22 protein-coding genes are annotated in these 23,763 nt (G+C 51.2%); 5 read left to right on the top strand and 17 right to left on the bottom strand.

What is annotated here, in order from left to right:
- Positions 1-38: 38 nt before the first annotated feature.
- A complete protein-coding gene (locus J2T14_RS19040) occupies positions 39-617 on the bottom strand; it encodes a hypothetical protein (RefSeq protein WP_307473263.1) in 579 nt (192 codons plus the stop codon).
- A 171-nt stretch (positions 618-788) separates the two neighbouring features.
- On the opposite strand from J2T14_RS19040, the gene J2T14_RS19035 reads away from it, so the two are divergent.
- A complete protein-coding gene (locus J2T14_RS19035) occupies positions 789-1,064 on the top strand; it encodes an alpha/beta-type small acid-soluble spore protein (protein ID WP_307204872.1) in 276 nt (91 codons plus the stop codon).
- Positions 1,065-1,150: 86 nt separating this feature from the next.
- On the opposite strand, the gene J2T14_RS19030 is transcribed toward J2T14_RS19035, so the two are convergent.
- Positions 1,151-2,326, bottom strand: a complete 1,176-nt coding sequence (locus J2T14_RS19030) for an ATP-grasp domain-containing protein (protein WP_307473261.1) — start codon at positions 2,324-2,326, stop codon at positions 1,151-1,153.
- A gap of 165 nt (positions 2,327-2,491) precedes the next feature.
- Here J2T14_RS19030 and J2T14_RS19025 point away from each other — a divergent pair, with 165 nt between their 5' ends.
- Positions 2,492-3,232: a YheC/YheD family protein gene (locus J2T14_RS19025; protein ID WP_307473259.1), complete on the top strand. Its 741-nt coding sequence runs from the start codon at positions 2,492-2,494 to the stop codon at positions 3,230-3,232.
- 67 nt (positions 3,233-3,299) lie between these two features.
- Here the strand turns inward: J2T14_RS19025 and J2T14_RS19020 are convergent, their stop codons facing one another.
- From J2T14_RS19020 to J2T14_RS18995, 6 genes are all read right to left on the bottom strand, one after another.
- Positions 3,300-3,800 carry a hypothetical protein gene (locus tag J2T14_RS19020; RefSeq protein WP_307473257.1) on the bottom strand — a complete coding sequence of 167 codons (501 nt, stop codon included), beginning with the start codon at positions 3,798-3,800 and terminating at the stop codon, positions 3,300-3,302.
- Positions 3,790-5,550 (bottom strand): sensor histidine kinase, encoded by a 1,761-nt coding sequence (locus J2T14_RS19015; protein ID WP_307473255.1) that lies wholly within the window; start codon positions 5,548-5,550, stop codon positions 3,790-3,792. Before J2T14_RS19015 ends, J2T14_RS19020 begins: the two co-directional genes overlap by 11 nt.
- Positions 5,547-6,227 carry a response regulator transcription factor gene (locus J2T14_RS19010; protein ID WP_307473254.1) on the bottom strand — a complete coding sequence of 227 codons (681 nt, stop codon included), beginning with the start codon at positions 6,225-6,227 and terminating at the stop codon, positions 5,547-5,549. Before J2T14_RS19010 ends, J2T14_RS19015 begins: the two co-directional genes overlap by 4 nt.
- Positions 6,228-6,482: 255 nt before the next feature.
- Positions 6,483-7,220, bottom strand: a complete 738-nt coding sequence (locus J2T14_RS19005; RefSeq protein ID WP_307473252.1) for an MBL fold metallo-hydrolase — start codon at positions 7,218-7,220, stop codon at positions 6,483-6,485.
- A 39-nt stretch (positions 7,221-7,259) separates the two neighbouring features.
- Positions 7,260-7,673, bottom strand: a complete 414-nt coding sequence (locus tag J2T14_RS19000) for a nuclear transport factor 2 family protein (protein ID WP_307204487.1) — start codon at positions 7,671-7,673, stop codon at positions 7,260-7,262.
- Between the two features lie 20 nt (positions 7,674-7,693).
- Positions 7,694-8,563: an alpha/beta fold hydrolase gene (locus J2T14_RS18995; protein ID WP_307473250.1), complete on the bottom strand. Its 870-nt coding sequence runs from the start codon at positions 8,561-8,563 to the stop codon at positions 7,694-7,696.
- Between the two features lie 198 nt (positions 8,564-8,761).
- Between J2T14_RS18995 and J2T14_RS18990 the strand changes: the two genes are divergently transcribed.
- A complete protein-coding gene (locus J2T14_RS18990; RefSeq protein ID WP_307473248.1) occupies positions 8,762-9,721 on the top strand; it encodes a GntR family transcriptional regulator in 960 nt (319 codons plus the stop codon).
- Positions 9,722-10,045: 324 nt separating this feature from the next.
- On the opposite strand, the gene J2T14_RS18985 is transcribed toward J2T14_RS18990, so the two are convergent.
- Positions 10,046-10,393 carry a winged helix-turn-helix transcriptional regulator gene (locus tag J2T14_RS18985; RefSeq protein ID WP_307204480.1) on the bottom strand — a complete coding sequence of 116 codons (348 nt, stop codon included), beginning with the start codon at positions 10,391-10,393 and terminating at the stop codon, positions 10,046-10,048.
- Between the two features lie 108 nt (positions 10,394-10,501).
- Here J2T14_RS18985 and J2T14_RS18980 point away from each other — a divergent pair, with 108 nt between their 5' ends.
- Together J2T14_RS18980 and J2T14_RS18975 are read left to right on the top strand one after the other, a co-directional pair.
- Positions 10,502-11,410 carry an alpha/beta fold hydrolase gene (locus J2T14_RS18980; RefSeq protein ID WP_307473246.1) on the top strand — a complete coding sequence of 303 codons (909 nt, stop codon included), beginning with the start codon at positions 10,502-10,504 and terminating at the stop codon, positions 11,408-11,410.
- Positions 11,411-11,470: 60 nt separating this feature from the next.
- Positions 11,471-11,977 (top strand): dihydrofolate reductase family protein, encoded by a 507-nt coding sequence (locus J2T14_RS18975; RefSeq protein WP_307473244.1) that lies wholly within the window; start codon positions 11,471-11,473, stop codon positions 11,975-11,977.
- Positions 11,978-12,037: 60 nt separating this feature from the next.
- On the opposite strand, the gene J2T14_RS18970 is transcribed toward J2T14_RS18975, so the two are convergent.
- From J2T14_RS18970 to J2T14_RS18935, 8 genes are all read right to left on the bottom strand, one after another.
- Complete coding sequence (locus J2T14_RS18970) at positions 12,038-15,493, bottom strand: glycoside hydrolase family 2 TIM barrel-domain containing protein (protein ID WP_307473242.1); 3,456 nt, start codon at positions 15,491-15,493, stop codon at positions 12,038-12,040.
- A 36-nt stretch (positions 15,494-15,529) separates the two neighbouring features.
- Positions 15,530-17,581, bottom strand: a complete 2,052-nt coding sequence (locus tag J2T14_RS18965; protein WP_307473241.1) for an alpha-glucuronidase family glycosyl hydrolase — start codon at positions 17,579-17,581, stop codon at positions 15,530-15,532.
- An 81-nt stretch (positions 17,582-17,662) separates the two neighbouring features.
- The gene (locus tag J2T14_RS18960) at positions 17,663-19,336 is read right to left on the bottom strand and encodes an ABC transporter substrate-binding protein (protein ID WP_307473239.1); all 1,674 of its coding nucleotides are present in this window, start codon (positions 19,334-19,336) and stop codon (positions 17,663-17,665) included.
- Between the two features lie 80 nt (positions 19,337-19,416).
- Positions 19,417-20,292, bottom strand: coding sequence for a carbohydrate ABC transporter permease (locus J2T14_RS18955; RefSeq protein ID WP_307473236.1), 876 nt, complete (start codon positions 20,290-20,292; stop codon positions 19,417-19,419).
- A 15-nt stretch (positions 20,293-20,307) separates the two neighbouring features.
- On the bottom strand, positions 20,308-21,243 hold the full coding sequence (locus J2T14_RS18950; RefSeq protein WP_307473233.1) for an ABC transporter permease: 936 nt from the start codon (positions 21,241-21,243) through the stop codon (positions 20,308-20,310).
- 292 nt (positions 21,244-21,535) lie between these two features.
- Complete coding sequence (locus tag J2T14_RS18945) at positions 21,536-22,171, bottom strand: hypothetical protein (protein ID WP_307473232.1); 636 nt, start codon at positions 22,169-22,171, stop codon at positions 21,536-21,538.
- Positions 22,172-22,269: 98 nt separating this feature from the next.
- On the bottom strand, positions 22,270-22,434 hold the full coding sequence (locus J2T14_RS18940; RefSeq protein WP_307473229.1) for a hypothetical protein: 165 nt from the start codon (positions 22,432-22,434) through the stop codon (positions 22,270-22,272).
- A gap of 215 nt (positions 22,435-22,649) precedes the next feature.
- Positions 22,650-23,657 carry a glycoside hydrolase family 43 protein gene (locus J2T14_RS18935; protein WP_373458179.1) on the bottom strand — a complete coding sequence of 336 codons (1,008 nt, stop codon included), beginning with the start codon at positions 23,655-23,657 and terminating at the stop codon, positions 22,650-22,652.
- Positions 23,658-23,763: the final 106 nt, after the last annotated feature.

Raw genomic sequence — 23,763 nt, 5'->3', positions numbered from 1 at the left:
CCCTTCTGCGCATGACGCAGGAAGGGCCTACCTGTGTATCAATCGATCGTATGAATCATCCATTCTCCTTCGTCGTTTTCCCGAAAAGCATACATCATTTTGACTTCTGAGATCGTCTTGGTTGTCGTATCCAGACGTTGTCCCAAAACTGTGATATGTACATTTCCCCAAGACAAATTTTGTTCAATACTCTCGATGTCTATAAACCGATACTTGAATTGTTCGCCGTAATAATCCTTCATATCGTCTGCCAGCTTTTCATTCACAAATCCGGATCGGTAAAGCGTGTCGTTATGCTCAACCAACGAGACGAGGTTGTTTTCGAGCGCGGTAAGTACGAGCTCTTTGCCGTCGGTAAATTGATCTTTGTAGGATTCCAGGTTTATCAATTGTGCCGATTCAAAATTGTCTACATCCGGCTGATTTGTCTCCGTAACATCTTGGTCTTTCAGCCCATTGTCGCCATTCTCCGCGCCGGGGGTTTCCACCTCTGCTACATGGCTCTCAGGCGTAGTTACTTCTGTGTCGGTTTCTGCTTTGGGTTCCGCATCTCCTCCGCATGCCGTCAGCAGGATTAGAGCGGTCAATAGGACGGTAATGGCAGTAGATTTAAACATTTTAACCCACCTTTTGGAGAATATGCTTATGTAGACGACAGCTAATGCGGAAAAGTTACGGGTAATACTTGCATGGAGGCCAATCTCACGCTATTCCCGCTGGAAAAATTTATTCGGCATCTATTCCTACTGCAAAAGGGCATGATAAAGGAAATGAAAGGAGTGGGCATTATGGGAAGAAGAAGAAGATATACGGTAGCCGGAGCGGAGCAAGCTATGCAAACGTTCAAAGCAGACGTGATGAAGCGAGAAGGTTATGCGGTTGACCCGAACCGCCCGGACGATGTGAAGTACGAGGTGGCCAAGGAGCTCGGGATCCCGCTAAAGTCAGCCGACAACGGCGAATTAACGACGGAAGCGGCAGGCCATATCGGAGGCAAAATCGGCGGCTCGATGGTTCGGGAAATGATTCGCCTGGCGCAGGACAAGCTGTCTAACCAGGAATAAGACGAGGACGATACGAAGAAAAGCTGCCCGTTCGTCATCGAGCAATGACTTACGGACAGCTTTTTTTGCTGCATATAACCTAACCTTTATTCAAAACCCAGCGCTTGCATTTGCCGTTCGGCTTCCATGACCTCGTCTTTGGAGTTCCCGACCAATACGCAAGACACGAATATGGGCCTTTCCGCCGTTTGAACCGTCGGGTTGAAGATGCACAGCGGCAGCAGGCGCTTCTCCGATATGAACGACTCTACCGCTCTCTTGCATTCACCGAAAGCGCGATCCGACTTCCACTTCCTCGCTTTCATCACGGTCGCTCCCCACTCGCTTACGACACTGTTCCGATAGAGGAGCGCCGCCGTCGAACCGTTCTGGCGGAAGTTCAAATCAATGATATAGATTTGATTGTCCTCCGTAATAACCGTATCTATACCGGCAAACCCCAAGTAGCCTAGCGACACCGCCTTGCGCATAACCTGCTTGCATAGCTCGACCGCTTCGGCAGGCGGCTGGTCATGCTCATCGAACCAGTTTCCCGCGTATTTTCCTTGCTCCGTTATGATCTGTTCGGCAGAGCCCAAATATACCAGCTCCCCGGCGTGCGTTTGCGCGAACTGAATGCAGAAATTTTTCTTAATCGCGAGAAACTGCTCTGCGACAACGAACGAACAAGAGCGGAATAGCGTCTTGGCCTGCTCGAGATCCGCCTCCGACCGGCAAATGACGACCTCGATTCCCCCGCCGCTAGGCTGGTCGGTAGCCGCTTTGACGACGCAGGGATAATCGTATGGTAAACGATCATTGTTCATGAATTCGTCTATCGATAGCAGCACGCGACTGGGGACATGCCGATTCGGAACGAGCTCGGCTAAATTTCTTTTATTATTGAGGAATAAGTGAAGCTCCCTCTTAATCCAGTACTGGCCCGGTTCAAATTCATCCGGCAGGTGCGCATAATTAAATATGACGCTCTTGCCGTCCTGCTGCAGGCCTTTCAACCAATCATAATAGCTGTCGGCATCCTCGTAGGTCAGCAGATTGGACCCGGTTCGCAGGCCTGCCGCTTGGAGCAGCGCGAGACAGGATTCTCCCCTGACATCTGTGTGACATAACATCGGAATGTCTCCGGCCAACGTCAGTAAACTGCCGGAAGACGAATCCTGGCTAACCTCATTGGGCAGCCACTGGCTGTTATGATACGAGCCTCTCCCGTTCATAACATACCCGCGGCCGAAAATCTGCTCAAGCGTTAGAAGCGGCTCCAATTATACCATCCCCTTCGAATAACATTTCTCAGAACATAGTGTATTCGCTCTGATAGAAATGAATCGTAGGTTCGAATCTATTTTCTCACAAACGGGCGATAGACCAATCATGCGCGTATTGTCCCTCGTATAGTAAATAGACTATGCAGCGAGGGTGTGGTATCGATGGCAAGCGAATTACGAAGAAATAAGTGGTATAAACATCAGCTATTAATGAACAGTCCGGCGTTGGCGAGATTTCTGCCGAAATCGTACAGATACTCGCCCGCCAATCTATCGAAAATGCTGAATCTCTACCCCGAGATCATACTGAAGCCCGTCGTCGGTTCCGGAGGCGTCGGCATCATCAAAGTGTCGAAAGGAAATGAAGGGGTTTATCATGTGCACACACTCGGTTTCAAACAGAAAGTGACCGGCCGGGACTCGCTAGTTCCCCTGATCAACAGACTTACGGGTAAGCGGTCATTCCTTATCCAATATTGCATCCCGCTCGCCAAAGTCGGAGGCAAACTGATCGATTTCCGTTATATCGTTCAGCGCAGCAAAGGCGATTCCAAGTGGATCATTACCGGTAAACACGCAAAGATCGGCAAAGAAGGATACGTGGTTACCAACCTGCAGCAAGGCGCAAATGTCGAAACGGTTCGAAGAGCATTACAGCAGGCCAATATCAAAAATATCGGAAAAACGATGGCCGATCTCGATTATCTGTCTCTGCAAGCGTCCAAAGTATTTTCCCGCACCTTCGGGTCCCAGACGATCTGGGGTTACGACCTTGCAGTAGACGTGAACGGCAAGGTGTGGATGATCGAAGCGAACTGCACGCCGCTGGTAGGCGGCTTCCGTTACTTGCAAAATCAAAGCATGTATCGAACGATTCGAAGATACCAGGCTATGAATAGGTAATACTAGCCGTGCAACAGCGAAAGGCACCCGGTTACCCTGGTGCCTTTATTCGTTGCGTATGCCGTAGTTACTTCAACGTTATTTCCTTTGTCCAAGTAAGCTCCTTGCCCGCTTCATTCTTGAACAAGAAGACGGCTTTCCCCTTCTCGCCTTTCATCGAATCCGGATAGAAGAAACCCATAAATTGCCCGTCGCCGCTGATGTAAAAGCCTGCATCGCCGTTGCCGCCGTGGGCAATCGCATCATCAATCGAATCGATGATCATGTTTGCCTCGGAGACCCACTGCATCTCAGCCAGCGCATACCCTTCCGGAAGCTGCTTCACGACAAAATCGAAGCTATTTCCCTCGATCGGCTTAGGCGTCTGATCGATAATAATTAATATTTCCTTTTCGGCGCTTGCCGAATCATCCGTTGGCGCATCCGTATTCGCCGGACTGGAATCCGCCGGCTTCGTCGTTGCCTCCGTATCCGCTGGCGTTTCAGCGCTCGACTGCGTGCCGCACGCACTGGTCAGAAGCAGCACTAGCAGCGTTAATATCGTATATATAAGTTTGTTATTTTTCATTGGGTTCTTCCCTGCTTTCGTTTAAGTTAAATGAAAAGGCGACGCCTGTGTTCGTGTTCCTCACGTCATACTCGCTCTCATGCAGCTCCAGAATATGCTTAACAATCGCAAGTCCGAGACCCGTTCCGCCGGACTTGCGATCCCGGGAACGTTCCGCCCGGTAGAACTGATCCCATATCCGGCTCAGATCCTCCTCGGCAATAGGCGACCCGACGTTTTCGATGGTTGTCGTTACTTTAACGGCAGATGAACGAAATACGCTGATCGTAATGACGCTGTTCTCCTCGGCATGTCGAATGGCATTGCTTAATAAGTTCAGTACAACCTGTTCGATCCTTCTAGCGTCCGCGGTAACGAACGGTTTATCCCCTTCATCCGCGTTGAATTGGATTCGAAGCTGCCTGCTCTCGAGCTGCTGGTCGAACGAATCGGCCACCTTCTGAATCAGGCCGAGCAGCGCCAGTCTTCTAGGCAACAGCTGAATGGCTTTTGCTTCGAACTTGGAGAGCTCCAGCATATCCATAATAAGAGCGTTCATCCGATCCGCTTCATTCACGATCAAGGACAGGTAACGATCTCTCTTGTCGCTGGCCACCTCGTCCTGCAGCCCCTCCGCGAAACCTTTGACGATGCCTAGCGGGGTTTTCAGCTCATGGGAGATGTTCGCGATCAGCTCCTTGCGAAGCTCCTCGGATCGTTCTTTCTCCCTCATATCCTCCTGCATCTTCACATTCGCACGGGTAAGCTCCCTCAAAGCAGAATCCAAATTGCGGGACAAGGCCGTCATATTACGGGACAGCTCCCCGAACTCATCCTTTGATTGAATTTCGGGATGCTCGGTAAAGTCCAGTCGGGCTAAACGTTCTGCCGATCGGCTCAGCTGGACTAACGGACGCGAGACGATTTTCGAATAAATCATGGACAGAAGAATGACGAGCACGACAATGATCGGCGCTATATAAACGACGTACTGCTTCAGTATCCCCACCGCTTCCCCCACGGGCTGCAGAGAGGTCATGGCGAGCAAATAAAGGTCCCCGTCCTTGCCCGCCGGCAGCGATCGAATGAGCACTGCATACTCAACGCCGCTCCATTCGTCCATCCATTCCGCATGAACGACAGAACCGTCCTGCAGGCGAGCTAGGTAGGTTTCCGCTTCCGGCACCCAGCCGTTAAGCGCATCGTCGATAAGGGCATCCTGATAGAGGGGGTTGTACGATCGCTGCTCGGGCAGCAGCACCTCGGATATGTTCCCCGTTACCCGCACCATGCCGAACTCGGGCTCTTGGTTCGTTGGACCGAAAGCGACAGGATGCAAGATCGTGTCTTTCTCATCCATAAAAATTCCATCTACCGTCAGCTTATCGCCAAGCCGGAGTCCTTTCGGGATGGCATCCATCGTCATGCCGCTCGTCGAAATAAGAATCGTCACTCTTTGACCCTCTGTTTGCAGCTCCAAATAATAAGGATTCAAGGTTTGTCGTTCGAACCGGCCATTCAAGACCGCGATACTGGCATCATTCTGATTCATGAATGCGCCAAGCAGCGGCGATACTAGGCGTTTATCGGGCTCCGTGTAACCGAATCGATCCGCGAATTCATTCATATTTCTCTCTAAAGAATGAATTTTGGAGATCCGGTAGAACCGCTCGAAGAACAACCCTTCCGCGAGCATAACCAAGGAAAAAACGATCAATATCAGCACCGACGTAACAACGAACAGCTTGCGAACGATGCTATGCCTTCTCATGCTTCCGTCTCGAACTTATAGCCTGCGCGGATGACGGTGCGAATGTAACGCCCTTCGTCTCCGAGCTTGGCTCTTAATTTTTTCACATGTGTGTCTACAGTGCGCAGGTCGCCATAGTAATCATAGCCCCAGACGGCGTCCAAAATATATTCGCGCGACAACACCTTGCCATAGTGCTTCGTGAGAAAGACGAGCAATTCGTACTCTTTCGGCGACAAGTTAATCGCCATTCCGGCCACGGTTACGGTATGGGCCAACCGGTTCACCAGCAGATTGCCATAGCTAAGCCTGTCGCCATCCTGACCCATCGTCCCTTCCGTTCGTTTCATTAATGCGGTAGCGCGGGCTACCAACACCCTCGGGCTTAAGGGTTTCGTCACGTATTCGTCCGCTCCAAGCTCGAAACCCATGAGCTGGTCATCGTCTTCCGAGCGTGCCGTAATGATGATGATCGGTACAGCCGACTTCTCGCGTATTCGCCTGCATACGGACCACCCGTCCATTTCCGGCATCATAATGTCCAGAACGACAAGATCCACTGAGATCTGCTCGAAAAGCTCAAGCCCCGCTCTGCCGTTCTCCGCTTCGTACACGTCCCACCGTTCCTTTTTGAAATAATCCGTTATAAACTCCCGCATGAGCATATCGTCTTCGACTAACAATATTTTTCGATTCATTGCTGAACACTCCGCATCTACATACAATCTTTGTTCCATCATGTAAGCCCAGGCGCAGCTTGTTATTCCACCCGTTCTTACAACTGTACATCAATTGCGGCCATCTTCCTACCCGGCTCACCTCCGTTTGTACGGCTTAGACTTAATATAAAGATCTGTTGTGTACATGGTGTGTACGCGGTATGGAGTTTAAGAAGATAAAAAGAAGAAGAGGGCGCAATTTCCCCTCTTCTTCTTAGGTTGGCATCCTTTCCTTTATATGGTCAAGTTGTCTTTTGAATCAAGGATATGCAAAGGTACAACCCCTTTTGCGCTCTGTTCTAATCGAGCGACGATATCGGAGGTTTCTTGATAAAACGGCGGAGAGTGAATCATGCGAAAATGGATCGGAACCAATTTTTTCGCTTGCAGCACTTTTGCCGCAGAGACCGCCTGTTCAGGGGTTAGACAAATCGGCTGTCCGCTGTGGATTCGATTCGGAAATCGGATGACCGCAGCGTTAACTGGCAAAAAAGCAACATCGAACGGACCGTGTTTCTCCGCGATTTTCCACCAATATCCATGCCAGAGCGTATCTCCGCAATGAATGATCTTTTTCCCTCCTGCCTCTACTGCCCAGGCTACTTGAGGATCGCCGTTTCCATCGATGGAGTACGTAGGAGTGACGGCAAAAGACCCGATATGGAAAGCCGCTCCTACGGTTACCCCGATTACGTTTTTCAGACCGCTTTCCCGTGCCAACGGAACAGCCTCTTCCGGAACATAAACAGGGATTTCTTGCCCGTAAAAGGTTGAGATAGAGCGCGGGTCAAAATGATCCGCATGCAAATGCGTGACAAGCACCGCATCGACGGATCCAAAATCGCTTAACGGATATACCGATTCATGGATAGAACCGTATTTAGGATGCACTTCAAATAATGGATCGATAACAAGACTTACTTCCTCGTATTTTAGATGGATACCCGCCCATGGCATTCTTTGAATGATCATTTTTTCGGCACATCCCTTTCTCCCCTTATTACCCTACCTTTAACGATATTTGCGTTCACTCTCATCAATCGGATAGTCATTGGCGCTCATGTCGCGACGCTTCATTAAGCCGTCCTCGTCAAATTCCCAATGCTCGTTTCCATGGGTCCGCATCCACTGGCCCGTATCCGCATCGCGCCACTCATACTCAAAACGCACCGAGATCCGATTGTCGGTATAGGCCCATAACTCTTTCATTAAACGGTAACTTTGCTCTTTGGCCCACTTGCGGCGCAGAAAATCTTTTATCGCTTCCCTGCCCGTAAAAAACTCGGCACGGTTCCTCCACCGGGAATCACTCGTATAGGCTAACGCAACTCGCTCAGGGTCGCGGGAATTCCAAGCATCCTCCGCAGCTTTAACTTTTGCCAAAGCGGTTTCCAAAGTAAAGGGCGGTACTATTTTTTTCTGCATCGTATCAGCCACCTCCATAATTAATTGTTTTTATCCATAAACGCTATCATCAATCCGGCAATCTGATGGAGATGGGTTTCCAATGCGAAGTGGCCGGCATCCTCGAATAGATGGAACTCTGCATTCGGCAGGTCGCGTAGATATGGATAAGCACCGCTGGCAGGGAAAATCTCATCCCCTTTACCCCAAACAATCAGTGTCGGCGGTTGATCCTTTCGGAAGTACTCTTGCCATTTCGGGTAAAGCGCGGGGTTGGTCCCATAGTTCAAAAATAAATCCAATTGAATTTCCTGATTACCTGGGCGATCCAAAAAAGATTGATCGAATGTATACGTATCCGGGCTTACCAGCTCTACTCGTTCTACACCATGGGTGTATTGCCATTTTGTCGCATCAAAGCTGGTTAACCAACGCAACGCTTCCCGTTTTTCTTCATTCGCTGGATCATTCCAATATTCCTTAATCGGATTCCAGAAGTCCGCAAGCCCTTCGTCATAAGCGTTTCCGTTTTGGATAATCAATCCTTTAATCCGCTCGGGATGACGGGCAGCGATTCGGAATCCCGTCGGCGCGCCATAATCCATTAAATAAATATAAAAACCGTCGATATTCAGTCCATCCAGCAGCTTCTCCAATAAGAGGCTGAATCCGTCAAAGCTATACTCGTATTGATCATGGGCAAGCGCGCTGCTGAAACCGAAACCCGGCAAGTCCGGCGCAATAACATGATATTTTTCCGAAAGCAGCGGAATTAAATGCCGAAACATATGACTCGAAGTAGGAAATCCATGCAATAACAGGATGGCGGGAGCATCGGCCGGTCCCGATTCGCGATAAAAAATGTTGATATCCTCGATTTGCGCGTTTTGGTGCTTTATTTCATTTGTCACGGTAGGTTCCTCCATTTGTTTGTTCGTTAACTATAAATAACTAGTTAACTATATGTTTATTAGACTATTTGTTATTGTTCGATTTGTCAACATTTTTTTATTCGTTTGGCATTTGGCCTGATATTTCTTTACGAATGGGCTTCATGTATAATGGATGAATAATATATACCTATACAACTATGAATAGGGGTAACGACGATGGAAGAAAAGCTGCTGCTGCAAGCGGACGCCGAATTGACATACAGCATAAACACTCAACTGAAAGAACAGCTCAAATGGTTGATCGGGATGAGTCGGATGGTTCCGGGGGATATGCTTCCCGCGGCCGGAGATTTAGCCGATCAATTAGGCATTAATCGCAATACCGTCAGCCTAGTCTATACGCAGCTGAAGGATGAAGGCATTGTCTCCATTCAAAAGGGGAAGGGTACTCAAGTGTTAGACGGGTCGAGGGTGGAGGAGCTCATGCGCAAGCGCAAGCCCATGTATGAATTATGGGAACGAATGGTCGAGGAAGCATCGGAGAATCATTTGGAACTTCGGGAGCTTGCGGTAGCCGGCATGGCCTTCGTCCAATTGTTCGGAAACCAGGCAAGCATCAAGCCGACGCTTCTTTTCATCGAATGCAAGGAACACGACCACATCTTCTATCGTAAAGAAATCGCCCGTTTATCGGGGGCGACGGTCCAGAGCTTCTTTCTCGAGCAGCTTCCCGACTCCATGGCCGAATTCGAAAAGCTGCTGAGCCAAGCGGATGCGGTCGTGACGACGCTCAACCATTCCGATGAAGTGCATAAGCTGACGGGGACTAGGAAGACGGTTCTGACCATCGGGGCGACAATCGATTTCTCCCTTCTTCTGGAGATAGCCAAGCTTTCCTCGGGAAGCAAAGTCGGATTTGTATGCTTGGGCCAGAAGGGCGGACAGTGGATGGCCCAGCGGGTGAAGGAAGCCGGAGTACAGCATATCGAATACTCTGCCCTCGGCACGAATAATCCGCAAGCTTTGGAGCGATTTGCCGATGGGGCCGACAAAATCTATGCCTCCTCTGCCGTATACGATGAAGTCAAGAGCCTTGCCCCGGATAAAACGGTTCACTTCCCGCTCATTCTGGAGAAGAGCAGCGAAAACTTGCTGAAGGATTTTCTCAAAATATAATAATAGTCCTCCTACCAACTCATCGAGGACGAAGGGTTCGTTCATGGCGTGGAATGTGCGAAGCGGCTATACTGGATCATTGCAGTAACTTTAGGCTGGTTCGCGCCATATCGAGAGCTATATTGGATATTTGCAACATAGACCTTTATTTTGCACCCAAAAGCCGTCAAACGGTCAAAGTTGCTGCGAAAATCCAACATAGCCCACCACTGTTAATTCCGCACAAAGTTACTGCCAAATTCGAACATAGCAGCCCAAAGGTTAGCTGCATACGCACAAAGGGGCTGTCCCTAAGCCAATGGCTCGGGACAGCCCCTTTCAATTTCACTCCGCCAAAGTCAACTTGTCTTTGTCGGTATTGGGACATATGTTTTCGTCAGCCCAAGCCCTCATTGCGGCAAAAATAGGCTGGAGGCGTTGCCCCCGAACGGTCAGCTCATATTCGACGTGCAAAGGAACCTCGGAGAAGATCGTACGCGTAACGATTCCTTGTTCTTCTAACATTCGCAATCGATCCGTTAACGTTTTCGGACTAATCGGATGCAGAGAACGGCGTAATTCCCCGAAGCGCTTGATGCCGTTGAACAGGTCGCGAAGAATGAGCAGCGTCCATTTTCCTTCTAACAATTCCAAGACGGGCTCTATAGAATCGGGACAAGTAGCATCGATCATGGCAATCCCCCCTAGTTCATTTTATGAAACTATTGCACTTTAATGTAACTACTTTTCAAATATACCATGGTCGAATACTATTGAGGAAGAGGAGGTTGATCCAAAAAAATGGAACTCAAAATAATAAGACCGTTCGAAGTCGATAAGTCCGAGTACCCTTTCAAGGATAATTGGCTGCCTTATCGCGACGGGTATATTCATTACGTTGACGAAGGGCAAGGACCGACGGTTTTGCTGCTTCACGGCAATCCCACATGGTCTTACTTGTACCGGCATGTCGTAAAAGAGTTGCGCGGCGACTATCGTCTAATCGCCTTGGATTACCCGGGATTCGGAATGTCCAAAGCGCCTTCAAGCTACGGGTACACGCCGCAAGAGCACTCGGAAGCGGTCGCGGATTTCATCCGTCGCTTGAATCTCAAAGATTTCGTGCTTGTGGTTCAGGATTGGGGCGGGCCCGTCGGCATGAATTACGCGGTCCGGAACCGGGAGAATCTGCGCGGCATCGTCGTCATGAACACTTGGGCTTGGCCGGCAAGGCTTCTGGCCATGAGGCTGTTTTCAATGGCGATGGGAGGATGGCCCTTCGGTTATTGGCTTCAGACGCGGCTTAATTTCTTCGCCGGAAAGATCGTTCCGCACGGGATATTTCACTCCGAGAAAGTGACGGAAACGTTGAGAAAAGCTTATACCGACCCGTTTCCCACCCCGAAATCGAGAATACCGACATGGATATTCCCTCGGCAAATCCGAAAGGCGCGTTCTTGGTTCGAAGAAATCGAATCGAAGCTGCCCGTGTTGTCGGATTTACCCGCGCAAATCCTCTGGGGAATGAAAGACAGCGCCGGCTTTCCACCTGAAGAAATGGCCAAGTGGCAAAGCGTGCTGAAGTTAAACGAAACCGAGATTCTGAGCGATGCTTCCCACTACGTGCAAGAGGATCGGCCTGACCGCGTTGCGTCATCGATCCGAAGAGTCATTGAAAGGACGTCAGCAAAAGAAAGCAAGATTAGCTGAAGCTCCCCTTTTCGCAAGCTGTTTCATATCTTAAATAGGTTTTATTATAGGAGGACTCATATGAAAACCATTCTTTGGGCAACGCTTAGCGCTAACGGAAACTATGCGCAATCCAGCACAGTTAATCCGCCTAAACAAGAAGCTTTCGCCGATTTTGTTTCGAATGCCAAGGCTGCGGGCAACTTTATCGTCGGACGTCGGACATTCGAGGCCATGCGAGCAAGCGGAGGAGGCGGGTTTAACGATATCGACATCGTCGTCATTTCGAGCAATCGCAATGAAATGGCTGGCGTTAAGCTCGCAGGATCCCCGCAAGAAGCGCTGGAGTACTTGCATGAGAAGGGTCATCAGACTGCCCTGCTTGCAGGCGGCGCGGATCTGCACAATTCATTTTTGGAGCATGGGCTTGTCGATGAATTGATTTTTAACATTGCTCCCGTATTGGAAGGCAAAGGACTAAACCTGCTTATCGACCGGGAACAGTATCTACACAAAGACGTGCAGCTAGTGGAATGCAAGCCCCTTGGCGGCGGAGTCGTTCAATTGCGGTACGCGATCGGCAGATAAAGAGACCGCCCGGTGCGGACGATCTCTTCTCCTTAAGCCGCTATTCGGTTTCTTACCCGCTCACCGCCCAAAGCGAAATGCGTCGAAGTCGAAGTTGCTCCCCGGCAGGAAGATGAAGGTCACCTTCTGTATACCCGTGACCTTCTCGATCCTGAATTCCCGCTCCTCGTATCCATTCGATTTCTCGAATTCCACGAGTTGGTTGCTTTCGCCGTTATCGCCGGAGAATCGGATATGGATCGTGTTTTTGTCGATGGGCGATCTGCCGCTTATGACAAGCCTCGAAGTCCCTTCGCCCGCAAAATCCATATGCTCGAATTCAAGGGAAACGTTATTCCCGATGCCTTCCACAAGACCGTCCGCAACGGTGAACGCATCGCCGTAGATCCGATCGCAGGCAGCAGCCGCGTTACGTTCGAAAGCCCGGCTTTGGCGCGCAAAGGAAAAGCCTTTGATATGCACTTTCTGACGCAGGACGAAACAAATCGACGTAATCCCGCGCAGTCTCTTGGCGAGACGATACGTTTCTTCCTGGTACACATTCCACTTGGAAGGCTTCTGATAGATGACGTCGGCAACTAAGCTGCTGCCCTCCTCGCCCGGCATGCCCTCCCAGATCTGGAGCGCATAAGGCTCGCTGGATAAAGCGAAGATCGGCATCGTAATGGTGTCGGAGCCGAACGGTCCAAAGTCGATATTCCGGAAGCCAACCTGCGTCTCTCCATCCCGGCTGGTAGCCACGCCTCGCTCGTTGCCGTTCCCGACCTCGCCCTTGCCATAGTCGTAAAGCCCCGCCGTAATAAATCCGTACGGATCTTTGTAGGCCGTTCCCAGACCCGTTGCCGTGAACTCCAATTGGGAGATGAGCTTCGTCTTGTCCGTGCCGTTCTTGCTCGTGCAGCGAAGACGGAATGCACCGTCGCCGATCGCGGTAAGCTTAGCCTCATTCCCGCTTCCTTCGACCTTGGCGATATTCGAGTCAATTCCTTCATCCGTCACGACGCGCCACTCGACGTCCCGATACGAGGCGTTATCCGGCCATAGCTTGGCTTGAACGATAATCTCTCTAACCGATTCGTCGAAGCGCTGTCCTGTTTCGCTAATGATCTCGATCTTGCGAAGCGGAATCTCCTCCTTACTGCCGATTACGCACGGAAGCCCCCCATTCCTTGCGTTCGCGGACAGCCCTTCCGGCGCCCCGCCTGCTGCCGCATGCGACGTAAACTCCGCAGCCTTAGCAGGCATGCCCTCGGAGGACACTTCGATTCTGATCTTCCCGGGCTGCAGCGTTGCGCCGATGATCGCCATGAGCTTGCCGCTGAACAGCCTTCGGCTCATGCCCTTATACGGGTCATAGTCGGTGCTGTCGCCATTATCGAGACCCAGCAGCCGGCCTTCGCCCGTCACCTCCACGCGAACGCGATTGTTCGCATTGTCGACAGGATGCCCCTCTTCGTCCAACATGCCGATTTCCACGAAAATAAGATCCGTGCCGTCCGCCGTCAACGCCGTTTTATCCGCTTGGAGCGTAATCGATCGCGCATCTCCGAACGATCTTCGCGCATCGGTAGCAATGACGTTGCCCGCTTCGTCATAGGCAATAGCCTTCACTTCCCCTTGTGCATAAGGAAGCTTCCACCAGCCGACAAGCTGCGTGCCATGCTCATGGTCGATCTCGTGCGTGCCGACGCTCGTGCCGTTGAACAACAGCTCGATCTTGGGTGCATTGGAGCAGACGCGTACATCGATCGTTTGCCCGTTGTTGAAATCCCAGTACGGGAACACATGCACCATTGGTTTCGTGCGATAATCGGTCCAAGCAGACTGATAGATGTAATAGGAATCTTTCGGGAACGTAGCCGTATCGATCTGCCCGAAATAACTGTTTTTGGTATGGTACGGCGTCGGCTCCCCGATATAGTCGAAGCCGGTCCATAGAAATTGGCCTAAGGAAAACGGCGTGTCTCTCTCCGCCAAAATACAGGCTTCCGCGGACTTCGCCCCCCAGCTTGTCGAACTGTTCCCCAGGGCCGAGCATTGCTCGTCGTCATCGGCCAGAATGGACTTGTCGAACGGGAAGTGGTAGACGCCTCTGCTCTGAACGACCGAGGCGGTCTCGCTTCCATAGATGATCCAATCCGGATGCTCCTCATGATGCTTGCGATAATAGTTCTCCGCATAGTTATAGCCGGCGACCTTAACGATATCGGCGCATTTCTGCGCGTTTTCCCAAGGCATATAGTTGGAGCCGATCGTCACCCTCGCGTTTTGCTTCGGATCGAACTCCTCCACGTATGCCATGAGCAGCTTGGTAACCTCTTGCCCTCTCTCGTCCGCATGCGTATCGTAAATCTCGTTGCCGATGCTCCACATGAGCAAGCTCGGATGATTCCGGTCGCGCAGCACCCAGCTTTTCACGTCTCGATACGCCCATCCTTCGAAAAATCTGGCGTAATCGTACGGCGTCTTGGACCGCTCCCACATGTCGAACGCTTCCGTAACGACGAAGAACCCCATCTCATCCGCCAAATCCATCAGCTCCGGCGCCGGCATATTATGGGCCGTACGAATCGCGTTGACGCCCATCTCTTTCAAAATAACGAATCTTCTTCGCAACGCGTGCACGTTAAACGCCGCTCCCAGCGCGCCCAGGTCATGATGCTCGCAGACGCCGTTCAGCTTCAGCTTCCTCCCGTTCACCTGAAGCCCCCGTTCAGGATCAAGCACGATCGTACGGAAGCCAAGATGCCGTGTCAACGTCTCGTGATCTTCGGAAGGCAGTTCTTCCGTGGAAGACCCTCCTGCCTTTCTCTTCAACCGGGTAACAAGCCGGTACAGATTCGGCTCGTCCGTGCTCCAGAGCAAAGGCTTCTCTACGGTTAAAGTTTGGTGATTGCGCGCGATCGAGTCCCCGCCATCGGCAACTTGCTCCGATTGGGCAACGATCCTCTGCCCCTCATCGATAATGTCATGCGCTATGATAACCTCTTCATCGCTGTACGCATCCGTTTCGATTTCCACGGACCATCCTTCACTCTGCTGCTTGACCCTGACATATACGCCATCCGTTACGATATAAGGATTCGTCCTCGTCTTCAGCCAGACGTTCCGATAGATGCCGGCTCCCGAATACCACCGGCTGTTCGGGCTCTGATACACCACCTTCACGACAATTTCATTCTCGCCCTCGATAATCGCTTCCGTCATGTCGTGCTCAAAGGACGAGTATCCGTATTTCCATTCGCCGACGAATCGTCCGTTCACATAGACCGATGAGTCCATGTACACGCCGTCGAAACAGAGCAGAAGCTGTTGTTCTCGGCCGCTGTCGCTCTTCGTCCAAGCGAAGCTCTTGCGGTACCAGCCGATACTGTTCTCGTAAAGCGCCGTCGTCTGATAAATCAACCAATCATGGGGCAAGTCCACCGGCTCGAAGCGCAAGCCGGCGTGGTCCTGTGCATCCAACCCGCTTTTGGCAAATTCCCATCCGTCATTGAAAAGTTTTTTCGTATTCATATCGATGAGATCGCTCGCTTTCCTATCAATCTGAATTCAATAGATCAGACGACCTTGCCGATCGTCGATTCCCGACTTCCGGTAGAAATACGTATTGATAACGTCCCGCCATTCCTTGGCATGCTCGCTTTGCTCGGTGAGGCGCGAAGCGACTAGCTCGAAATACGCATTGTCGATCTTGCCTCTGAGCGTCTGCCAAGCCGCCGACAAACCAGCGGCCGCATCCGCGCCATCGAAGTGCGTATCGTAAATATGCTGGATCACCGTCTTCCCGCTCTGCAGTACATGCGTGTAAGGGACATGATGGAAGAACAGCAGCAGCTCATCGGGGCAACGCTCCAGCGAATCGTAGATCTCGCTTGGCTGCGTGTGGTATTGTCCGGCGTATCCGGTCCCCGTCCCGATGGTTCGATCGACCCCGATGCCTTGGTGATCGGCGAAGTGGTATGTCCCCCACTTGGAGTACTCATAACCGTCCACGTTCGGACCGTAATGATGGTTCGGATTGACCATCCAGCCAACGCCGAGCGGAGAAGTATAGCTCTCATAGATGCCCCAAGACTTCAGCAAAATGTTGGAAACGACGTCCTCGGTCACCGGATCACAGCCCAGACTAAGCCGAATCCATTCAGCCGTGATTTGCTCCGCGGATAACGCCGGATTCCATGCCAAGCGCCCGTAACCGTACAGATTCGCCTGAGCGAGCGGATGACCGGTCCAATAAGCGTCGTCCCCGATATTCGATACCGCCGCAAGTCCTCCGTACGGACGATTGTACAAGGCGCCGCTCGCGATCTTGTCGACGGTGGAGCCTTGGCCTGCGGCAAACGTATCGAAATCAAGCACCTCTTTCCACTGAGGCACCAGGTAACAGACATGCTTTTGCTGCCCTGTATATTCTTGCGTGATTTGCAGCTCCAGCACTTGGTTGGTGTGGCTTAATCCCCCGAACAGGGGCGATACCGGCTCGCGAACTTGAAAATCCATCGGTCCGTTCTTGATCTGCAGGATGACGTTGTCCGCGAAGCGTCCGTCGAGCGGCGTAAAATGGTCGTAAGCCGCCTTCGCGCGATCCGTCGAACGATCGCGCCAGTCCTGCAGACAGTTGTAGACGAAGCAGCGCCAAATGACCAATCCCCCGTGCGGGGCAAGCGCCTCCGCCAGCAGGTTCGCCCCGTCGGCATGATCCCGTCCGTACGTGAACGGACCCGGACGAAATTCGGAGTCGGCCTTCACGAGGAAACCGCCGAAATCGGGGATCGCCCGGTAGAGATCCTCCGCCCGCTCCGCCCACCATTTTCTCACCTCCGGATCCAGCGGATCGGCCGTTTGCAGACCGCCAATCGCGATCGGGCTTGCGAAATTAATGCTAAGGAACAGCTTAATGCCATACGCGCCAAAAACGTCCGCAACCTTCGATAACGTCCGCTCATACTCCGCGGTTATTAGTTTGGTCTCCTCGCGATGAACGTTGACATTATTGATCGAGATCGCATTAATCCCGGTGGAGGCCAGCAGCCGCGCGTAATCCCGGATTCGCGTGAAGTCCTTCACGAAACCGCCGCTATCGTAAAAGATCGACTTGCCCGCATACCCGCGTTCAATCGACCCGTCCATGTTGTCCCATTGATTGATTATACGCAGTCCATTAGCTGGACTTTCCTTCACTTGCAGCCTGTTGATTGGCTCTCCCATCTGCATGAGCCGTATCAGGTGGAACGCCCCGTATAACGCCCCTCGGTCCGATACCCCGATAATGGCGATGCACTCGGCTTCTTCCTGCCCGCCTTCTAACGTTTGGAGCGTGTATCCCTCGTCGCCTAGTCCATCCGTGTCTCCTTTGCCTTTAATGCCGATCATTACGCTTGGCACCTGACGGTCTCGAAACGAAGTGACCTCTGGCTTATGGCCGGTCATGGCCCCTACCGCTTCCGCCAGCTCCCTGGCGGCCGTATGCAGCAACTTCGTCTGCTCGGCGATGACGATGACCGAGCAACAAGCACGGTACTCTTCCCTTAGCTCGCCGCTCTCGATGGATGCGTAACGAAGCCACGCATCGTAACCAATTTTATCCTGCGCATTCATCATAGTCACCCCTTCAAATCATGGATAAAGAGCCTGGTGCATGATCCATTGGAACAGCATGCGCCAGGCCCCGTTAATCAAATCTTATTCATATCCCAGCAAGCCCTTCGTCTTCTGGAAAATTTCGTTGGCCTGCTTCGTATAGCGCTCGCTGCCGTTCGCTTCCGCCTGAGCCTTGAATTTATCGAAGTTATCCAGGCTTTCTTGACCCGTGACAAACTTCAAAGTCATTGTCTTGATATAATCGATAAGAGGCGTCATGATCAAGTTCATCTGCTCGGTCTCCTCCGCCGTGCCCATAATCGGCGGCGCAAGCTTACGCGGCTCGCGGGTGGTCAGAATACGGTTAAAGTAATCCTTCTCGCCCTCCGTCATCTTGGACGTCTTCAGGTCGGTTTTACCGCCATAAGCGAACATCCCGTTTGCAAATCCGTAATCAACATTGAGCTGCTTCGTAGCGCCTTCGTTCATGCCGTTGTAATAAATATCCTTATTAAGCACGATGTTGCCTTCCGCGTCCTTCGTATACGTTTCGCCTTCTACGCCCCACAGGCTGAGCGTTTGGCCTTCGTCCGAATACCAGAGCCAGTCGATGAAACGAAGCATCTTGATAAAACCTTCTTCTCCTAGCTTGTCGAGCGCGTTCTTGCTGATCATAACACCGTTCTCAAGTCTGGACGTCTCTACCTGCTGCATGCCTTTTGGTCCGCCCGGTTGGACGATCATGTACAGCTCGCTGTTCGGATCCTGCATCTTGGATTTGAAATCGGCCAGTTGTTGATAGTTGCCGCTAATGACATTGCTGTCGCCCTTGAAGAACTTGGCGCGCGCGGCATCGTCTTCTTGCGTGAACGACTCCGGATCCATAATGCCGTCTTTCACAAGCTTGTTGAAGTACGTCAAGTAATTCTTGAAATCTTCCGATGTGTCGGCGAACTGGAACTGCTGCTTCTCGTGATCGAAGGTCAGACCGTTCGACACGCCCCAGCCGCCCGTTACGCCGTATTGAACGGCCGCAATGTTAAGCGTGGCATTGCCTTGGAACTGGTCGGAGAACACATACTTCGCTCCCGTATGCTCTTTAACCTTCTTTAAGGCTTCATAGAAATCCTCGTACGTCCATTTTGCTTCTTGGCCGAGAACGTCTACGCCCGCAGCCTCGAATACGTCCTTGCGAATAATGTACGAATATCCGCCGCCGGCGACTTCCCACATCCCTGGAAGCACGTAATATTTGCCGTCTTCCTTCATCTTGGCTTTCAGGTCTTCTTCCATTCCCCAATCCTTGACGGCCTTCATGTAGTTCGGCATATATTGCACCCAATCGCTGACGGCCACGATTTGGCCCGTTGCGACGAACGCCGACTCATCGTACGTTTTAGGAATAATGAAAGGAGCGTCGCCGCTGTTCACGAGCAGCGATTTTTGATTTTCGTATTCGGTTCTTGCCGTAGTAGCCAGTTCGAAGCTTACGTTCGTTTTTTCTTTAACGGCGCTCCAGAATCTCCACTCCTCTTTATAAGGGTAATTCTCATGGTCGCTGTACATCATGGAGTAAGAGATCGGCTCATTGGATTTGAAGGTCTGGCCTTCGCCAAAGACGTAATCGGCGGGATTGTCCGCTCCTCCGTTCGTAGTCGCCGGAGCGTTCGTTCCTTTGTTCGGAGCGTTCTCGTTCCCCGATGAGCTGCACGCTGCCGTTACAGCGAGCGCCGACACCAGCATTACCGATAAAGCCGCTTTACTGAATCTGTTCATAGCTCTGCCTCCCTTTATTGGTTAAAGCTTGTTGATTTTATATATAAACGGCGGAGGCCAAAGCCTGCCGAATATATCGATTACCCCTTAACGGCCCCGATCATCATGCCCTGCACGAAATACCTTTGCACGAAAGGATACACGCATATGATCGGAAGCGATGTAAGCACCATGGCGGTGGACTTGACGCTTGCCGCGATTTGGCTCGTCTGCTCGGACGTAGCCCCGATCTCGGTCGGACTGACCGCGTTGTCGATAATTTGCTTCAGATACAAAGCGATCGGCCACTTCTCCTTCGTCTGCAAGAAGAGCGAAGGCCCGAACCAGTTGTTCCACATGCCGACGATGACAAACAACGTAATCGTTGCCAGAATCGGTTTCGACAGAGGAAGCGTGATTTTCATGAAAATCCCGAATACGCCCAGACCGTCGACGCGGCCTGCTTCCTCCAGCTCGTTCGGCAGGTTAGCGAAAAACGTCTTCATCAAGATGACATTAAACGCGCTGATCGCCCCCGGGATGACGATCGCCCAAATCGTATCCCTCATGCCTAAGGTTTTGGCGACCAAAATATAGTTCGGGATAAGGCCGCCGCCGAAATACATCGTGAACAGAACGAACGGGATGAAAAACTTGTTCAGGCGCAGCTTCGCTTTGGAAAGCGGATAAGACATCACGGCCGTCGCGCTCACCGCGATGAATGTGCCAAGCACGGAGTACAGAATCGTATTGCCATAATAGCGGAAGAAGTCAGGCTTGCTCAGAATGACCTCGTACGTTTTGGTCGTAAACTCTACCGGGAATACGCTGACCTTCCCGGCATAAATGGCGGCTTCCGAGCTGAAGGACTGCGCCACGAGATAGATGAACGGGTATAAGGTGAAGAGAACGACCACAACCATAATGAATCCGTTTACAACATTGAAACCGTTAAAGGACCATGCCCGCTGCTTCATAAAGAAGTCTCCTTTCTACCATAGACTCGATTTCGTCGTGCGTTTGGATATTTCATTCGCAATGGTTACTAAAATAAGACCGATAATGCCTTCGAACAAACCGACCGCCGTCGCGTAACTGAAGTTGCCGCCGGTGATACCCATCCGGTACACGTAAGTGGAGATGACATCGGCCGTTTCATAGGTCAATGGATTGTATAAGAGCAGGATTTTCTCGAAATTCGAGCCCAGAATGCTGCCGATATCCAAGATCAAGAGCACCATTACAGTCGGCAAGATGCCCGGAATCGTGACATGCAGGGCGAGACGGAACCGGCTTGCTCCATCGATTCGCGCGGCTTCATACAATTCCGTATTAATCGCCGTCATCGCCGCCAAATACAGAATCGTTCCCCAGCCGAGGCTCTGCCAGACGCCCGAAGTGACGTATATGGAAGAGAACCATTCCGGCAAAGAGATGAATCCGATAGACTCATACCCGAGCCATCCCAAGAAGGCGTTAATCGGCCCGCTTAATGAAACCATTTCCTTGACCATCCCTGCCACAATAACCATGGATATAAAATGAGGCAGGTACGAAACGGTTTGCACGAATTTTTTCCACTTCATCCACCGTATTTCGTTCAATAACAACGCGAAAATCAAGACGAGCGGAAATTTGACCACCAGATAACTAACGCTTAACGTTAAATCATTGAAGAAAGCCCGCCAGAAGGTCGGGTCCTTCATAAACATTTGGAAGTACTGGAACCCCACCCATTCGGAGCCCAGAATATTAGGTCCGCCCCTATACTTGCGGAAGGCGATAATGTTGCCGATCATCGGCGCATACTTGAAGATCGCGAAGTAAATGAGCGGAAGGATAAGGAACGAATACAGCTTCCATTCCTTCTTGACATGCTTCCAAAGCGGGCTGTCATCTACCCTATTGTCGTGCGCATGAGCTGCCATGTATGATCACATCCTTACGAAAATTTGCCCTAGCTTCGATGCGGTCCTTGCCCCATCAATGTACCGTCCTTGCCCATCCGCCAGCAATGTTCACTATCGCAAATCATGTACGATAACAAGAAAATGACGGGTGACAACTCGAAACAGAGGTTCAATTTCTCTCTTCTTGTACACTCAAAACAAAAAAAGACCTCCGGTGGCCGGAGGTCTTCTTATTCCATCTTCCTATCATCGATTTATCGCTGCATTTGAACGATATGATCCGCGAGCCGAATGGCAAGCGCAATCGTCGTTAATGTCGGATGTTCGGCGCCAATGAAAGGCAAAGCGCTGTTGTCAGCCACAAACAAGCCGGACTAAGATTTAAAGCCGTAGAAAGAAACGAAACGGAACTGTTGAATATATCGGTGTGAATCCGCCCATAAATACTTGGCATCAGATCGGCCGCAAGGGGAATATGGTCTGCGTCGGAAAAACCGTTTTGCCAAAGTCGATCCAGCAAAATTTCCGTAAATGTGGAGTCCTGGGTAAAGGTACTGGTAACGTTCATCGCTTGTTCGGCAATATTGTAGTAACTTGCCATCTCTTCGATCGGAATGGGCCATTTCTCCATAATGGACAAATTCATTCGCAGAGCAAACGCAAACCAAAATAACGTTCTCCCGCCGAAGGCAAACAACTGCCTTGCGCCCGAATAATCGGATTCCGCTCCGGGAAGCGGACTTGAGACGGTATTGAAATATCTCCATAACAGATCCGTATTCATCATCGGCAGATTGCGGGCATGCGACGGCAGCAGCAGTTCGCCCCGTTCAATAATGCCGATCCGTTTAATTTCCTTTTGCCACTTCTCGCACAGCCACCAAAGGACGCCTCCCCCTCCGGCCCCGGTACCGACGATCAGCACATCATATTCGTGTTTTGCCATTTCCTCGAGCGAGGTGAGGGGAAACCAGCTATTCAGAGGTTGAATAGGTTCCGCTTGGCAAATCGGCAATCCTCCCAGTTGCCGGACGACCGATCGGTCTAGACCAGCCGACGAAGGTAAAAATACACCGGATAACCGGCAATTCGTTGATTGGGAAGGAGGATGTGCGGATTAAGCGCAAGCAGCTCCCCGACCGGAATACGTCGTTCGTCCGCAATCTTTCGAAGCGTATCCTGATCGTGGGCAATTCGGATGTTCAGCACGGCACCACTTCCCTTATTAGAGCGATGATACAGTTTATGCTCTTGGCAACTCATTCAGCCCGTTCCAATACGTTTCGTACTTATCAAACAGATTAGGAGATTTTCCTTACCGCAAACCACAATTCAACGTAGTTAAGACCATTTCTGCCCGCCATAGACTTCGAATTCCAACCCGTCGATCTGTGGCTTTTCCCTGTCATTTTACTTATTCGTTTCTACTCTTTCTTCGCATCCGCTACGGGCACTCCGAAATTCGGAGTACCGTCCTTTTTCCAGGTGAAGACTTGGGCGCGCGTATGCCGATTCGGATCATACAACGGATCGCCAACAATTTCTTTGTAATTGCGGGCATGGTAGACAAGTACATCCCGTTTGCCGTCTTCTGTTACCGTAAAGCTGTTATGGCCCGGTCCGTATTGACCCGTTTCGGGGTTGCTTCGGAAGACGGGTTTTTTTGATTTGCTCCAGGAAGCCGGATCCAATAAATGACTCGACTCATCGGCCGTGAGCATGCCCATCGCATAGTTTTCATCCGTCGCGCTGGCCGAATAAGTAAGGAAGATCTTGCCGTTCCTCTTAAGCGCAGCCGGACCTTCATTAACCCAGAACCCGATGGTTTCCCAAGGAAATTCCGGCTTTGACAGCATCACTTGCGGTCCTTTTATCGTCCATGGATTTTCCATCTCGGCAATATACAGGTTAGAATTGCCATAGATATCCGGATCTTTCTGCGCCCATACTAAATACCGTTTTCCACGATGCTCAAAGGTAGTCGCGTCGATCGAGAACGATTCCCACTTCGTCTGGATACTTCCCTTCTCTACCCAGGTTCCTTCCAATGGGTTCGCCGAAGCGTTCTCCAGTACGTATATGCGGTGATCGAACGGTGCGTCGGTTCGCGCGGCGGCAAAGTAAATGTACCATTTTCCGTCGATAAAATGGATTTCAGGCGCCCATATATTCTTGCTGAGCGGACCGCTTTCCCGCTTGGTCCAAACAACAGCGGGCTGCGCCTCGCCGAGCCCCTGAATGGTCGTCGCGCGACGCAACTCGATACGATCGTACTCGGGAACCGATCCGCTAAAGTAATAGTAACCGTCCGAATGTTTATACACCCACGGATCGGCCCGCTGCTTAATGATTGGATTGTCGTATTCACCGGTTGTTTTGGCCAACGTTTCGCGAGCGGAATTCTTCTCGTCCTGGACGCCGTATGTCGTCATAACGGATACCGTAAGCAGAACGTACAGTATCGTCCTCAGTATCATCAGCATTTTGCAAACCACCTTTTTACAGTTCTTCACTCCAGTTTGTCCTCGCACATAAAAA

The sequence above is a fragment of the Paenibacillus harenae genome (genome assembly GCF_030812415.1).
Classification (GTDB): Bacteria; Bacillota; Bacilli; order Paenibacillales; family Paenibacillaceae; genus Pristimantibacillus; species Pristimantibacillus harenae_A.
This window is presented reverse-complemented; position numbering and strand designations above follow the sequence as displayed.

What these genes read in the sequence shown, in the direction of transcription:
- J2T14_RS19040 (WP_307473263.1), bottom strand. Translation starts at nt 617, where the DNA reads ATGTTTAAATCTACTGCCATTACCGTCCTATTGACCGCTCTAATCCTG.
- J2T14_RS19035 (WP_307204872.1), top strand. Translation starts at nt 789, where the DNA reads ATGGGAAGAAGAAGAAGATATACGGTAGCCGGAGCGGAGCAAGCTATG.
- J2T14_RS19025 (WP_307473259.1), top strand. Translation starts at nt 2,492, where the DNA reads ATGGCAAGCGAATTACGAAGAAATAAGTGGTATAAACATCAGCTATTA.
- J2T14_RS19020 (WP_307473257.1), bottom strand. Translation starts at nt 3,800, where the DNA reads ATGAAAAATAACAAACTTATATATACGATATTAACGCTGCTAGTGCTG.
- J2T14_RS19015 (WP_307473255.1), bottom strand. Translation starts at nt 5,550, where the DNA reads ATGAGAAGGCATAGCATCGTTCGCAAGCTGTTCGTTGTTACGTCGGTG.
- J2T14_RS19010 (WP_307473254.1), bottom strand. Translation starts at nt 6,227, where the DNA reads ATGAATCGAAAAATATTGTTAGTCGAAGACGATATGCTCATGCGGGAG.
- J2T14_RS19005 (WP_307473252.1), bottom strand. Translation starts at nt 7,220, where the DNA reads ATGATCATTCAAAGAATGCCATGGGCGGGTATCCATCTAAAATACGAG.
- J2T14_RS19000 (WP_307204487.1), bottom strand. Translation starts at nt 7,673, where the DNA reads ATGCAGAAAAAAATAGTACCGCCCTTTACTTTGGAAACCGCTTTGGCA.
- J2T14_RS18990 (WP_307473248.1), top strand. Translation starts at nt 8,762, where the DNA reads ATGGAAGAAAAGCTGCTGCTGCAAGCGGACGCCGAATTGACATACAGC.
- J2T14_RS18985 (WP_307204480.1), bottom strand. Translation starts at nt 10,393, where the DNA reads ATGATCGATGCTACTTGTCCCGATTCTATAGAGCCCGTCTTGGAATTG.
- J2T14_RS18980 (WP_307473246.1), top strand. Translation starts at nt 10,502, where the DNA reads ATGGAACTCAAAATAATAAGACCGTTCGAAGTCGATAAGTCCGAGTAC.
- J2T14_RS18975 (WP_307473244.1), top strand. Translation starts at nt 11,471, where the DNA reads ATGAAAACCATTCTTTGGGCAACGCTTAGCGCTAACGGAAACTATGCG.
- J2T14_RS18970 (WP_307473242.1), bottom strand. Translation starts at nt 15,493, where the DNA reads ATGAATACGAAAAAACTTTTCAATGACGGATGGGAATTTGCCAAAAGC.
- J2T14_RS18965 (WP_307473241.1), bottom strand. Translation starts at nt 17,581, where the DNA reads ATGATGAATGCGCAGGATAAAATTGGTTACGATGCGTGGCTTCGTTAC.
- J2T14_RS18960 (WP_307473239.1), bottom strand. Translation starts at nt 19,336, where the DNA reads ATGAACAGATTCAGTAAAGCGGCTTTATCGGTAATGCTGGTGTCGGCG.
- J2T14_RS18955 (WP_307473236.1), bottom strand. Translation starts at nt 20,292, where the DNA reads ATGAAGCAGCGGGCATGGTCCTTTAACGGTTTCAATGTTGTAAACGGA.
- J2T14_RS18950 (WP_307473233.1), bottom strand. Translation starts at nt 21,243, where the DNA reads ATGGCAGCTCATGCGCACGACAATAGGGTAGATGACAGCCCGCTTTGG.
- J2T14_RS18945 (WP_307473232.1), bottom strand. Translation starts at nt 22,171, where the DNA reads ATGGCAAAACACGAATATGATGTGCTGATCGTCGGTACCGGGGCCGGA.
- J2T14_RS18935 (WP_373458179.1), bottom strand. Translation starts at nt 23,657, where the DNA reads ATGACGACATACGGCGTCCAGGACGAGAAGAATTCCGCTCGCGAAACG.